This is a genomic window from Duganella sp. AC237 (genome assembly GCF_979254035.1).
Window position 1 is genome coordinate 3,667,578 of sequence record NZ_CEEDEW010000003.1, and the last position, 12,530, is coordinate 3,680,107.

Consider the following 12,530-nt stretch of genomic DNA (forward strand, 5'->3'; position numbering starts at 1 on the left):
GTCACAGATTATGGATAACATGCTACTGTACCTATTACGGAATGTTCTTGCCATTGGACACTTTGTCCTAGTGGCCCAGGGACATGATCGTAATAAAAATTAATTTACTTACGAGACGAGACCATGGCCAACACGACTACATTAACGGGCGTCGTCCCAGAGCATCAAACCAGCCAAGGCGCACGCAACATCAATGCCCGGGATGGGGATATTTCACCAGGCGAAATCGCCATCGGCGTGGTCATCGGCCGCGCCTCCGAATACTTCGACTTCTTCGTCTACGCGATCGCCTCGGCGCTGGTGTTCCCGTCCGTGTTCTTCCCGTACGAGAGCCGCCTTGACGGAACACTATACGCCTTCGCGATTTTCTCGCTAGCATTTATTGCCCGGCCGCTCGGTACTGTGGCGTTTATGGCAGTGCAACACCGGTTCACCCGGGAAACCAAGCTGATGCTCGCGCTGATGGTGATGGGCGTGTCCACCGCCGGCATCGCCTTCCTGCCCGACTACGCGTCGCTGGGCACCACCTCGATTGTCATCCTGTCGCTGCTGCGCATCGGCCAGGGCATCGCCCAAGGCGGCTCGTGGGACGGCCTGCCGTCGCTGCTGGCGCTGAACGCGCCCGAGCACAAGCGCGGCTGGTACGCCATGCTGGGCCAGCTGGGCGCACCGATCGGCTTCATCATCGCCGCCGGCCTGTTCGCCTACATGATGGGCACGCTCAGTTCGCTGGACTTCCTCGACTGGGGCTGGCGTTTCCCGTTCTATGTGGCCTTCGCCATCAACGTGGTCGCGCTGTTTGCCCGCCTGCGCCTGGTGACCACCCATGAATACTCGCACCTGCTCGACGAGCGCCAGCTGGAACCGGTCAGCGTGGTCGAACTGCTGAGCAAACAGGGCCGCAACGTTCTGATCGGCGCCCTCGCCGCGCTGGCCAGCTACGCGCTGTTCCACCTGGTGACGGTGTTCCCGCTGTCCTGGATCAGCCTGTATTCGCCGCGCTCGGTGTCCGGCTTCCTGCAAGTGCAGATGGTCGGCGTGGTATTGATGACGATCGGCATCATTATTTCGGGCCTGGTGGCCGACCGCTACGGCCGCCGCCGCACCCTGGGTACGCTGGCCATCATGATCGCGGTATTCAGCGCCGCGGTGCCGTCGCTCATCGACGGCGGTGAAATCGGCCAGGACGTCTTCATCCTGGTGGGCTTTGCGCTGCTGGGCCTGTCGTACGGCCAGGCCGCCGGCGCCGTTACCGCCAACTTCGAACAGCGCTTCCGCTATACCGGCGCGGCCTTGACGTCGGATATCGCCTGGCTGGTCGGCGCCGGTTTCGCGCCGCTGGTGGCGCTGGGCGTGTCGGCGCACTTCGGCCTGGCGTATGTGGGCCTGTACCTGCTGTCGGGCGCCGTGGCGTCGCTGGCCGCGCTGAGCCTGAACCGCAGGCTGGATATCCGCAACTGATCTGTAGCCGATCAAGACGTTGAACGACAAGTTAGACAATAATAATATGCAATAAGACCTGCTTCAGGAGGTGGGGCCGCACATCGCGGCCCCTTTTCTTTCAGAGGAGACAACATGAAAGTATGTATCGTCGGCGCCGGGGCCATTGGCGGTTTCATCGGCACCCGTCTGGCGGCTGCGGCCGCGTGTGATTTAAGTGTGCTGGCGCGCCGCGCAGCACTCGTTTCGTTGCAAGAACACGGCTGGCGGCTGCGCCAGGGCGATGTCCTGACCACGGCGCCGGCCCGCGCCAGCGACGACGCCTCTCAGCTGGGGCGACAGGACGTGGTCATCGTCGCCGTCAAAGGCCAGGGCTTGACGGCCGTCGCGCGTGAGATCGGCCCGCTGATCGGACCGGACACGGTGATCCTGCCGGCCATGAACGGTGTGCCGTGGTGGTTCGGCCAGGGCGTGCCCGCCATCGGCGACCAGCCGCTGGCCAGCGTCGATCCCGAAGGCACGGTCACCGCCGCCCTGCCATATGCCCAGGTGCTCGGCTGCGTGGTCCACGCCAGCACCTCGTCGCCCGAGCCGGGCCTGGTGGCCCACAAAATGGGCAACGGCCTGATCATCGGCGAACCGGGCGGCGGCGACTCGCCGCGCGCCCGCCAGCTCGGCACGCTGCTGCGCGGCGCCGGCTTCGACGTCACCGTCTCCGACAACATCCGCTACGACATCTGGTACAAGCTGTGGGGCAACATGACCTTGAACCCGGTGTCGGCCCTCACCGGCGCCACCGCCGACCGCATCCTCGACGATCCGCTGGTGGCCGAGTTCTGCCGCGCGGCCATGCGCGAGGCGGCGCTGATCGGCGACCGCATCGGTTGCCACATCGACGAAACGCCGGAACAGCGCCACGAGGTCACGCGCAAGCTGGGCGCTTTCAAGAGTTCGATGCTGCAGGACGCCGACGCCGGCCGCGTGCTGGAGTTGGATGCGCTGGTGGGCGCGGTGCGGGAAATCGGCCAGCGTCTGCAGCTGCCGACACCCCACATCGACGCCCTGCTCGGCCTGGCCCGGCTGTTCGGCCGGGTGCACGGACTGTATCCGCACTAACTCGAAACCCGCGAAACCGTCAACCAGACGCCAACCGCCGCGCTTAGGGGTCGGCCCCCAAGGGTCCGACCCCGCGTGGCTGCGCGGGTTAAGTACCCAGCGCCACGCGCGTGCCCAGAATGCTGAACACTTGCTGGCGCAGCTCGCCCGGGCGCCACAACAGGCCGCCGCCGATATGGGTATTGTCGATGAAATTAAACTGCATGTCGAGGCGGCGCCGGCTGTCGGTGCTGCTCAGCAGATTGGTCAGCGTCGGCCCCAGCAGGCTGACAAACGAGATCCCCTCGACAGGCACCGGCGTGAAGCCGGTCAGCAGCGGCACCGACAAGGTCCCACCCAGCTTAAACAGCGACAACTCGATGGTATCCACCTGTTGCGCTTGCTCCATGAGCGCCGACAGCTCCCCCGCCTTGAGCGCGTCCAGGTCGGTGTAGCGATAGCGCAAGGTGCCCAGCAGCGTCAGACCCTGCGGACTCTTCAATAACAAGTTATAGACCAGCTCATCCATCACAACCTCCATAGGTAAAGTCACCGCAAACATGCCTGCCTCGCCAGCGAGCCAGGATTTCAGCTTACCGAGCCGGGCGGATGGCACCATGATCGGATCGACATCGGGGCGATATTGATCCGTCATCGGCAGGTCACATTCCGCGCGTAAGCTATGCCAGGTCCACACTGAGGAGCATTGCGTGAAATTGAACGAGCAAGAATTGCTGGAGCGCGTGCACCGCGAGCTCACCGACAGCTACGACGAGGAACTGGAGATGGAGCTGGAGGACCGCGAGATCGATCCGGTCACCAAGCTGGTCATCGAAACGGAACGCAGCGAGGCCGCCAAGGCCGCCCGCCGCCATTACTTCCGCGAATTGTTCCGCCTGCAGGCGGAGCTGGTCAAACTGCAGGACTGGGTGGTCCACACCGGCCACAAGGTGGTGATCCTGTTTGAAGGCCGCGACGCCGCCGGCAAGGGTGGCGTCATCAAGCGCATCGTGCAGCGGCTCAATCCGCGCGTGTGCCGGGTCGCCGCGCTGCCCGCGCCCAACAACCGCGAGCGCACGCAGTGGTATTTCCAGCGCTACGCCTCGCACCTGCCGGCCGCCGGCGAGATCGTGCTGTTCGACCGCAGCTGGTACAACCGCGCCGGCGTAGAGCGCGTGATGGGTTTCTGCAGCGACGAGCAATACGAGGAGTTTTTCCAGACCGTGCCGGAGTTCGAGCGCATGCTGGCGCGCTCGGGCATCCAGCTGATCAAATACTGGTTCTCGATCTCGGACGAGGAGCAGAACGCGCGCTTCCTCGGCCGCATCCATGATCCCCTCAAGCAATGGAAACTGAGCCCGATGGACCTGGAATCGCGCCGCCGCTGGGAGGAATACACCAAGGCCAAGGAAATCATGCTCGAGCGCACCCACATTCCGGAGGCGCCGTGGTGGGTGGTGCAAGGCGTGGACAAGAAAAAGGCGCGGCTGAACTGCATCCACCACCTGCTGGGACAGATGCCCTACGTCGAAGTCGAGCATCCGGCGATCCAACTGCCGGAGCGCGAGTACCACGACGACTATGTGCGCCGCCCGGTGCCGTCGGAAATCATCGTGCCGGAGATATACTAGTTGCAGATCGGGCAGGTTTGAACAGCAGATCTGGCAGGTGTGCTGTTCCACCCGGCGGGCTCGAACCCGGAGGCATCAGAGCAGAGCGATGTTGCAGTCGCGGCGCGCATTTTTAACATCTCGCGTTTACAGTTAGTCAATTCACTTATTATAATAATTTATTATTTAATAACGGAGACTGACATGACGGCGACTTGGAAAAGTAAGATCACCGCGGGCGTGGCTGCGGCAACGCTGACATTGTTGGCTGCGGGAGCGGCGCGCGCCGAAACGGTGACCTACACCTTCACCGCCGTGGTCGACCGGGTGATGGAACTCCATTACTTTCAGGGAGGCTATGTCGATAGCGCCAATCTGGAGGGACACCATATGGCCGTGAACGATCGGCTGACCGGTCGCATCAGCTTCGACACGTCGAATCCTTCGTGGTTCTTCGATTACGGCAACTACAGCCTGAGCACCCTGCCCACGTTCAGCCTGGAATACAGCTTCCAGTCCGGTCTGAATAACTATGCCAGCGCCTATGCCGGTTCTGCCGACGTGACCAACACACCGGCGCTCGACTCCTTCGCCTTGGGTAACGTCAACTACTACCCGGGCCAGGCGCCTGATCTGACCGGGGGCGCGGGGCTGGCTTTCGACGATGCCAGTGGCGCCTACCTTACCTCGACGGCGCTGCCCGCCTCGATCGACACCCTGTTCCCGGGCCTGGTCTCCCGGATCGGGGGCGGCTGGTACCGCACCAGCGACGAAACCAGCGTCTCCTTCTGGGGCACGCTCACCTCCATCGAGCGGGTCCAGGTCTCCGCCGTGCCCGAGCCGGAGTCGGCCCTGCTGATGCTTGCAGGCCTGGGGGCGATCGGCGCGGCCATGCGCAAACGCCGCGCCTGAGCATCGCCGGATGCAACAAGGGCGCCACTCCCGTGGCGCCCTTCCCCCTCCGCGCCCTGCTTCACATGGGGAATGCGAGCTGCGTGCCCAGCACACTGAACACCAACGTGCCCGGCTGTCCTGGCTGCCACGTCAGACCGCCGCCGAGGTGGGTGGCGTCGATCGGATTAACTTGCATGCTGACGCCGCGCGTTTCATCGGTACTGAAGAACAGCACCGTCAACAGGCCCGCCGGACTGCCGAAGCCGATGCCGCTGAGCGGCACCGGCGTCATACCGGTCAGCAGCGGCACCGAAATCGTCCCTTCCACCGGCAGGATGAACAACTCGATGGTGGGCCGATCGAGCGCGGCGCCCATCAGCGCCTGCATGTCGCGGGCGCGGGCGCCGGCACCGGCGTCCGCGTCGGCGGCAAGGTCCGTGAAGCGGTAGCGCAACGTGCCGAGCAGGGTCAATCCCTGCGTACCCTTCAACAGCAGACTGTAGACAAATTCATCCATCGTAACCTCCGTCCAGGTTGAGTGGTCACCAAGCGCGAGCAATAGTGACGAAGAGAACTTCCCGCCCGATATGGCAGAAGTCCAGCTTACCCAGCCCAACGGACAGCGATATGATCAGATCGACATTGCCTGCTGTTCGGCGACCGATCAGTACGCGGTCTGCGTGTACGGCCGCGCGGCCGCGCCCTTGCCCCACGCCTTGTTCGGTTCCTTGTCCATCGTAAACACAAGCTCGCCGCCGGCCATGATTTGCTCGTGGCGCAGGAAGGTCTGCGCCAGCGGCTTGCCGTTCAAGGTGACCCCGGCGACATAGACGTTGTCGGCACTCAGGCCGGCGGCGCGGATGGTGAATGTCTTGCCGTTCGGCAGGTTCATCACCGCCTTGTCCAGGAAGGGACGCCCGATCACGTACTCGTTGCTGCCCGGCGCCACCGGATAAAAACCCAGCGCCGTGAAGGCCAGCCAGGCCGACATTTGCCCCAGATCGTCGTTGCCCGACAAGCCCTGCGGCGTGGCGTTGTACTGCGACGCCACCACCTGCGTCAGGCGCTGCTGGGTCTTCCACGGCGCGCCGGCGTAGTTGTACAGGTAGGCCACGTGGTGCGACGGTTCGTTGCCGTGCGCGTAGTGGCCGATCAGGCCGGAGATATCCTCCATGTGGGCGTAGACGTTGTCGTCGACCTTGGCGTCGAACATCATGTCGATCTTTTTTTGCAAGCCGGCATCGCCACCGAGCATCTTGATCAGGCCGGCGTTATCGTGCGGCGAATACCAGGAATATTGCCAGGCGCTGCCCTCCGTGTAATCGCTGCCGAAGTTCGAGCGCACCGGATCGAACGGCTCGCGGAACTTGCCGTCGGATTTCTTGGCGCGCAGGAAGCCGGTCTTGGTGTCGAAGGAGTTGCGATAGTTCAGCGCCCGCTTGTAGTAGCGCGCGGCGACGTCCTGCTTGCCCATCTTTTCGGCCATGCGCGCGATGGTCCAGTCGTCGAACGCGTACTCGACCGTCTTCGACGCCGCCTCCGGCTCCAGGTCGATCGGCACGTAGCCCAGCTTCATGTAATGGTCCAGGCCGCCGTAGGGGCCGTATTCGGCGCTGCTGGTCATCGCCTTGAGCGCCTCCTCGGCGTCGAAGCCCTTCATCCCCTTCATGTAGGCGTCGGCGATGACGGGCACCGCGTGATAGCCGATCATGCACCACGTCTCCAATCCGTGGTACTGCCACACCGGCAGGATGCCGTAGGGGCTGGCCTTTTGCGAGGCGATCAGCGAGCGCACGAAATCGACGTTTCGCTGCTCCGGCTGGATCAAGGTCAGCAGCGGATGCAGCGCGCGGTAGGTGTCCCACAGCGAGAAGGTCGAATGGAAGCGGAAGCCGTCGGCCTGGTGGACCTCGTTGTCCGGCCCCCGATAGCGGCCGTCGCGGTCCATGAACAGGCCGGGTGCCAGCATGCTGTGGTACAGCGCCGTGTAAACCATGGTTTTCATCGGCGCGGCCGCCTCGATCGCCACCGCGCCCAGCGCCTGGTTCCACGCGGCCGACGCGCTGGCGCGTTCGGCGTCGAAGTCCCAGCCCGGCATGTCGGCCAGGTTGGCGATCGCGCCCTCCTCGCTGACGGCCGATATCGCCACCTTGACCAGCAGCTTGCCGTCGGCCGGCACGCCGAATTCGAGCGCGCCGACCAGCGCCTTGCCTTCGACGAAGGGTTTGAGGTTCGGATCGGCGTTCGGGCCGCTGCCAGGGCCGGCGAAGCCCTTGTATTCGATATCGGCCTCCATGTTGCGCAACGCGCGCGCCGTCAGCGGTTGCGAGAACGCGATCGCGAAGTACAGCTGGCGGCCGGCCGCCCAGCCGCGCGTCTCGCGCATGCCGGTGATCAGTTTGTCGTTGCGCACGCGCAGGCGCGACCACAGGTTCTTGGCCTTGTAATCGTAGATGCTGCTACGCAGGTCCAGGATCACCTTGGCCGGCGCGCCGGGCGCGTAGCGGTAGCGGTGCAGGCCCACGCGCTCGCTGGCGGTCAGTTCGACATCGACCTCATTGTCGAGCAGCTTGACAGCGTAGTAGCCCGGCTCCGCGCGCTCGTCCTTGTGGCTGAAGCGCGATCGGTAGCCGCTGAAGGGACGCTCGGGATAGCCCGGCTCCAGCTTGGTCTCGCCGCTGTAGGGCATCAGCAGCACGTCGCCCAGGTCGGAGTGGCCGCTGCCGGAAAAGTGCGTGTGCGAGAAGCCGAGGATGCTGTCGTCCTCGTAGCGATAGCCGGCGGCCCAGGGGTAGCTCTGGCGGAACGGTCGCACTTGCGTGTCCGGGCTCAGTTGGATCATGCCGAACGGGCGCGCCGCGCCGGGGAAGGTGTGGCCGTCGCCGCCGGTGCCGATGAAGACGTTCACCGCGGCGGCGGGCGTGCCTGGGGCTGTTTGCGCTTGCGAAAGCGAGGGGAACAACAGGGACAGCACCAGCGCGCCGGCCGGCAGTAAAGTAGTCGCGTTCATCGGGTTCCTGGCATCGTGGAAGAAGACAAACCAACTTTATAGCGCCAGTGTGACCGCCGGTCAACACAATCGGCGTGCGCAACGCGCTGTTTAGTAAATGCGCTAAACAAGCGGGATCGGACCGGACGATTGCGTTACTTGTACCAGGGCCGGGTGATCTGCAATGGCCTGACGTCGAGCCGCATATTCAAAACGGTGTAGGCGTCCATCGTTGCCGAGCTGTAGCCGGTGGTGCCGGCGTCGCGCGTCAGCTTGAACTCGAAGCCGAGGTCCTGGCGCGGATCCAGCGGGCCGGCGATGGCGATGCCGATCGCCTGCGTCTCGCTGTTGTCGACCAGCTTGGACATCAGGATCAGGATGGTGTTGTGGCCCAGGACCTCGGTCGAATACACCGGCTCCTTGAGATACGGCTTCTCCGGATCGACCTTGCCCTCGACCTTGTCGGCGGACGGCGTGTAGATGCCCGTGGCCAAGTCGTAGCGGTCGTCGCGGTCCAGGTAGCTGAGCCGCGCGTTGGACAGGTTGAAGTCCTTGACCGCCTTGTCGACCTTGGCTTGCGTCAGATCGACCAGCAGCGCGCCCTGGTAGCCGACCACTTCCACCTGGCGCCGTCCGGTGATGATGACGGCGGAGTTTTCATCGATGCCGATGCCCAGCTTATAGCCCTTCTTCAGCATCGCCGGCAGCATGCGCGCGAAGCGTCCGCGCGCCAGCAGGTGCTGGTCGACGAAGATCTCGTCGCCGATAAACCCCAGGCCGGCGGTCAGCTCGCGGCCGTTGACGCCTTCGCTCAAGGTGCCGAACACGGTCTTGGCCTCGTAAAACATGGTGCTGCTCATGATGGCCGCGCCGGCGCTGGTACCGGCGATCACGCCGCCGCGCTCATACACATCCCAGATCGCCTGCAGCACCGCCGTGCGCGTGCCGTCGGGACGCACCAGCGCCTGCGTGATCAAGGCCTGGTCGCCGCCGGAGAAGTAGACGCCGCCCGCTTCGCGGATCGAGCGCGCCAGGGTTTCGTCCTCCGCGTCGCGTTTGTAGTCGCGGTCTTTCATCCGCACGGCCAGCGGCACGACAAAGCCCTCGGCGCCGTATTGCTTCAATCCGGCCACCAGATAGGCGCCGGCCCGCGCCGGATTGGCCGAGGCGCTCGGCAGCACGGCGATGCGCGCGCCGGGACCGCCGGCCAGCTGCACCACGCGCTGCCAGATGGCCGCGTTATCCCCGCGCACCGCGCCGCCGGCGATGACCAGCGAGCCTTTCGGCGCGGTTTTTGCGGCGTCGGCGGCCAGCGCCGTGCTCCCCAAAGGCGCCACCGCCAGCGCGATCAATACCCCCAAGCCGACGCGGCGCACCGCGCGAACGAAAATCGACATACCGTATTCCTTGAATGTGTGGCGCAAAAATTATCAATCTTGTCTGAACAATCAGGCATAGACTACCATAGCGGCAGGCCGACACCGTCATCCGCCCCCTGCACGGCAGGCCGAAGTTGTGCCAAAATGAAACTCTTTCATCAATAATCTTTCATCAGCGACCGGGAATCAAGTGGCCGATAATAATAATGAACTCAAACGTGGCCTTAAAAGCCGCCACATCCAGCTGATCGCGCTGGGCGGCGCCATCGGCACCGGACTTTTCCTCGGCATCGCGCAGACCATCCAGATGGCCGGGCCGTCGGTGCTGCTGGGGTACGGCGTGGCCGGCATCATCGCCTTCTTCATCATGCGCCAGCTCGGCGAGATGGTGGTCGACGAGCCGGTGGCCGGCTCGTTCAGCCACTTCGCCGACAAATACTGCGGCAACATGGCGGGCTTCCTGTCGGGCTGGAACTACTGGGTGCTGTATGTGCTCGTCAGCATGGCCGAACTGTCGGCGGTCGGCATCTATGTCCAGTACTGGTGGCCGGGCATACCGACCTGGGTCTCGGCGCTGGCGTTCTTCGTCATCATCAACGGCATTAGCCTGGCCAACGTCAAGGCCTTCGGCGAGATGGAATTCTGGTTCGCCATCATCAAGGTGGTGGCCATCGTCGGCATGATCGGTTTCGGCGGCTACCTGCTGCTGTCGGGCGAGGCCGGCCCGCAGGCCACCATCGCCAATCTGTGGCAGCACGGCGGTTTCTTCCCCAACGGCTTCGGCGGCCTGGTGATGGCCATGGCCGTCATCATGTTCTCGTTCGGCGGCCTGGAACTGATCGGCATCACCGCCGCCGAGGCCGACGACCCGGCCCGCACCATTCCGAAGGCCACCAACCAGGCCATCTACCGCATCCTGATCTTCTACATCGGCGCGCTGGGCATCCTGCTGTCGCTGTACCCGTGGCAAAAAGTCGTCAGCGGCGGCAGCCCGTTCGTGCTGATCTTTCAGGCGCTCAACAGCAATATGGTGGCGCACGTGCTCAACGCGGTGGTGCTGACGGCCGCGCTGTCGGTCTACAACAGCTGCGTCTACGCCAACACCCGCATGCTGTACGGCCTGGCCAAGCAAGGCAACGCGCCGCGCGTGCTGCTGACCGTGAACCGGCGCGGCGTGCCGCTGGCGGCGCTGGGCGTGTCGGCGCTGGCGACCGCCATCTGCGTGGCCGTCAACTACTTCATGCCGGGCAAGGCGTTCGGCTTCCTGATGGGGCTGGTGGTGTCGGCGCTGATCATCAACTGGGCCATGATCAGCTGGATCCATCTGCGCTTCCGCGCGCAGAAGAAAATGGAGGGCAAGACCACGCTGTTCCGCAGCCTGGGCTACCCGCTGACCAACTACCTGTGCCTGGCCTTCCTGGCCGGCATCCTGGTGGTCATGTACCTGACGCCGGACCTGCAACTGTCGGTGTATCTGATCCCGGTGTGGCTGATCGCGCTCAGCGCCGGTTACTGGTTGCGCCAGCGCCAGCTTTAACCCGCCCCCAGGCGGGGTCGTACCCCGTGCGGGGTACGACCCCTAAGCGATAACGCTCGCGCCTCGCTAACCGCTGGCCGGTTGACGGCTAGCCCTCCTACATGCCGCGACGCGGTATTCCTATGTCACCGTGTTTGCCAAACGCGCACCATCCTCCGACGGGCGTCGCGGAAGGCCGTGCCGCCTCGTGCTCAACCACACCAATGAGGAGTGACCCACATGTTTGCCCACAACAAAAGGCTGCAATACACGGTTCGCGTCGGTGAAACCAATCCCGGCCTGGCCAATCTGATGCTGGAACAATTCGGCGGACCGCAAGGCGAGCTGGCCGCCGCCATGCGCTACTTCACGCAGGCGGTCGCCGAGGACGATCCCGGCCGGCGCGACATGCTCTACGATATCGCCACCGAGGAGCTCAGCCACCTGGAGGTCATCGGTAATATCGTCGTCATGCTCAACAAGGGCTCCAAGGCCGAACTGGCCGAGGGCGTCGACCAGGCCGGCGAGCTGTATCGCAAGATCAGCGGCGCCGGCAACGACAGCCATGTGACGCAGGTGCTGTACGGCGCCGGCGCGCCGCTGACCAACTCGGGCGGCGTGCCGTGGACGGCGGCCTATATCGACACCATCGGCGAGCCGACGGCCGACCTGCGCTCGAACATCGCCGCCGAGGCGCGCGCCAAGATCGTCTACGAGCGGCTCATCAACCTGACCGACGATCCCGGCGTCAAGGAGGCGCTGGGCTTCCTGATGACGCGCGAGATCGCCCACCAGAAGTCGTTCGAGAAGGCGCTGTACGCGATCCAGCCCAACTTCCCGCCGGGGAAACTGCCGGGGCAGCCCGCCTTCACCAGCGTCTACTTCAACATGTCCCAGGGCGGGCCAGAGGTGCAAGGGCCGTGGAACGAAGGCGGCGACTGGACCGTCGTTAGCGACCGCGACCAGCAAATGGCGGTCGATGGCGGCGACGGCCTGGCGACGGTCCAGGTCACCAACGAGGAGCGCGCGCTGCTCGACCAGATGGCGGTGCGCACCATGTCCGACCCCGAGACCGAGCCGCTGACAGGCGCCGAGCTGGGCATGGGCATCGGCCAGAACATCGCCGGCAAGAACGGCTCGTCCGCGCACTAGCGCCACACACCGCGCCCGATAGTACAAAGGGCTCCCCCGGAGCCCTTTTTCTTGTCCACACGTCCACGCCGCGCCGTGGGCGCGGTCACCGTCCTTCAGCGCACCCGGCCGCGCCGCACCAGGTTGACGATCGCCAGCAGGATCAGCGCGCCGATAAACGACACCCCCAGCGACGCCAGGCTGAAGTCGTCGGAATTGATGGTGCCGGTCCCGAGCATCGGCGCCAGCAGCCAGCCGCTCAGCAACGCGCCAACGATGCCGACCACGACGTTCAATAACAACCCTTGCTGCGCGTCCGTCTTCATGACCAGGCTGGCAAGCCAGCCCAGTATGCCGCCTATGACTATCCAAAGTATCAGGTTCATCGCATCCCCCTTGTTGGTAAAAGCCGGCCGGGCGGCCGGTCGAGTGATTATCCGAAGCCTGGGACACCGCTGCTATCGGCTCTCACGCCG

At 64.4% G+C, this 12,530-nt stretch carries 11 protein-coding genes; 6 read left to right on the plus strand and 5 right to left on the minus strand.

The genetic code is table 11. The features are described from left to right. Positions 1 to 123 precede the first annotated feature (123 nt). Together AC0IYS_RS16350 and AC0IYS_RS16355 are read left to right on the plus strand one after the other, a co-directional pair. Positions 124 to 1,461, plus strand: coding sequence for an MFS transporter (locus AC0IYS_RS16350; protein WP_471706143.1), 1,338 nt, complete (start codon positions 124 to 126; stop codon positions 1,459 to 1,461). A 114-nt stretch (positions 1,462 to 1,575) separates the two neighbouring features. Next, on the plus strand, positions 1,576 to 2,556 hold the full coding sequence (locus tag AC0IYS_RS16355; protein ID WP_471706144.1) for a 2-dehydropantoate 2-reductase: 981 nt from the start codon (positions 1,576 to 1,578) through the stop codon (positions 2,554 to 2,556). Positions 2,557 to 2,644: 88 nt separating this feature from the next. Here the strand turns inward: AC0IYS_RS16355 and AC0IYS_RS16360 are convergent, their stop codons facing one another. Next, positions 2,645 to 3,190 (minus strand): hypothetical protein, encoded by a 546-nt coding sequence (locus AC0IYS_RS16360; RefSeq protein WP_471706145.1) that lies wholly within the window; start codon positions 3,188 to 3,190, stop codon positions 2,645 to 2,647. 130 nt (positions 3,191 to 3,320) lie between these two features. Between AC0IYS_RS16360 and ppk2 the strand changes: the two genes are divergently transcribed. Then, entirely contained in the window at positions 3,321 to 4,166 is an 846-nt protein-coding gene (ppk2, locus tag AC0IYS_RS16365; protein WP_471708894.1) for a polyphosphate kinase 2, read from the plus strand. Between the two features lie 183 nt (positions 4,167 to 4,349). Continuing rightward, positions 4,350 to 5,057 carry a PEP-CTERM sorting domain-containing protein gene (locus AC0IYS_RS16370; RefSeq protein ID WP_471706146.1) on the plus strand — a complete coding sequence of 236 codons (708 nt, stop codon included), beginning with the start codon at positions 4,350 to 4,352 and terminating at the stop codon, positions 5,055 to 5,057. 61 nt (positions 5,058 to 5,118) lie between these two features. On the opposite strand, the gene AC0IYS_RS16375 is transcribed toward AC0IYS_RS16370, so the two are convergent. The 3 genes from AC0IYS_RS16375 to AC0IYS_RS16385 all read right to left on the minus strand — a co-directional run bounded on the left by AC0IYS_RS16375 (position 5,119) and on the right by AC0IYS_RS16385 (position 9,425). Beyond that, positions 5,119 to 5,556: a hypothetical protein gene (locus AC0IYS_RS16375; protein ID WP_471706147.1), complete on the minus strand. Its 438-nt coding sequence runs from the start codon at positions 5,554 to 5,556 to the stop codon at positions 5,119 to 5,121. A 147-nt stretch (positions 5,557 to 5,703) separates the two neighbouring features. Then, positions 5,704 to 8,049, minus strand: a complete 2,346-nt coding sequence (locus AC0IYS_RS16380) for a GH92 family glycosyl hydrolase (protein WP_471706148.1) — start codon at positions 8,047 to 8,049, stop codon at positions 5,704 to 5,706. A 134-nt stretch (positions 8,050 to 8,183) separates the two neighbouring features. Further along, entirely contained in the window at positions 8,184 to 9,425 is a 1,242-nt protein-coding gene (locus AC0IYS_RS16385; RefSeq protein ID WP_471706149.1) for a cyanophycinase, read from the minus strand. A 172-nt stretch (positions 9,426 to 9,597) separates the two neighbouring features. On the opposite strand from AC0IYS_RS16385, the gene AC0IYS_RS16390 reads away from it, so the two are divergent. Both AC0IYS_RS16390 and AC0IYS_RS16395 read left to right on the plus strand, forming a co-directional pair. Continuing rightward, the gene (locus tag AC0IYS_RS16390; protein ID WP_471706150.1) at positions 9,598 to 10,944 is read left to right on the plus strand and encodes an amino acid permease; all 1,347 of its coding nucleotides are present in this window, start codon (positions 9,598 to 9,600) and stop codon (positions 10,942 to 10,944) included. A 219-nt stretch (positions 10,945 to 11,163) separates the two neighbouring features. Continuing rightward, positions 11,164 to 12,075, plus strand: coding sequence for a manganese catalase family protein (locus AC0IYS_RS16395; RefSeq protein ID WP_471706151.1), 912 nt, complete (start codon positions 11,164 to 11,166; stop codon positions 12,073 to 12,075). Positions 12,076 to 12,170: 95 nt separating this feature from the next. Here AC0IYS_RS16395 and AC0IYS_RS16400 read toward each other — a convergent pair whose 3' ends face one another. Then, on the minus strand, positions 12,171 to 12,440 hold the full coding sequence (locus AC0IYS_RS16400; RefSeq protein ID WP_471706152.1) for a GlsB/YeaQ/YmgE family stress response membrane protein: 270 nt from the start codon (positions 12,438 to 12,440) through the stop codon (positions 12,171 to 12,173). Between the last annotated feature and the right edge of the window lie 90 nt (positions 12,441 to 12,530).

Coding starts and splice junctions, on each gene's coding strand:
- AC0IYS_RS16385 (WP_471706149.1), bottom strand. CDS start 9,425: ATGTCGATTTTCGTTCGCGCGGTGCGCCGCGTCGGCTTGGGGGTATTG.
- AC0IYS_RS16400 (WP_471706152.1), bottom strand. CDS start 12,440: ATGAACCTGATACTTTGGATAGTCATAGGCGGCATACTGGGCTGGCTT.
- AC0IYS_RS16375 (WP_471706147.1), bottom strand. CDS start 5,556: ATGGATGAATTTGTCTACAGTCTGCTGTTGAAGGGTACGCAGGGATTG.
- AC0IYS_RS16380 (WP_471706148.1), bottom strand. CDS start 8,049: ATGAACGCGACTACTTTACTGCCGGCCGGCGCGCTGGTGCTGTCCCTG.
- AC0IYS_RS16370 (WP_471706146.1), top strand. CDS start 4,350: ATGACGGCGACTTGGAAAAGTAAGATCACCGCGGGCGTGGCTGCGGCA.
- AC0IYS_RS16360 (WP_471706145.1), bottom strand. CDS start 3,190: ATGACGGATCAATATCGCCCCGATGTCGATCCGATCATGGTGCCATCC.
- AC0IYS_RS16395 (WP_471706151.1), top strand. CDS start 11,164: ATGTTTGCCCACAACAAAAGGCTGCAATACACGGTTCGCGTCGGTGAA.
- ppk2 (WP_471708894.1), top strand. CDS start 3,321: ATGGAGCTGGAGGACCGCGAGATCGATCCGGTCACCAAGCTGGTCATC.
- AC0IYS_RS16350 (WP_471706143.1), top strand. CDS start 124: ATGGCCAACACGACTACATTAACGGGCGTCGTCCCAGAGCATCAAACC.
- AC0IYS_RS16355 (WP_471706144.1), top strand. CDS start 1,576: ATGAAAGTATGTATCGTCGGCGCCGGGGCCATTGGCGGTTTCATCGGC.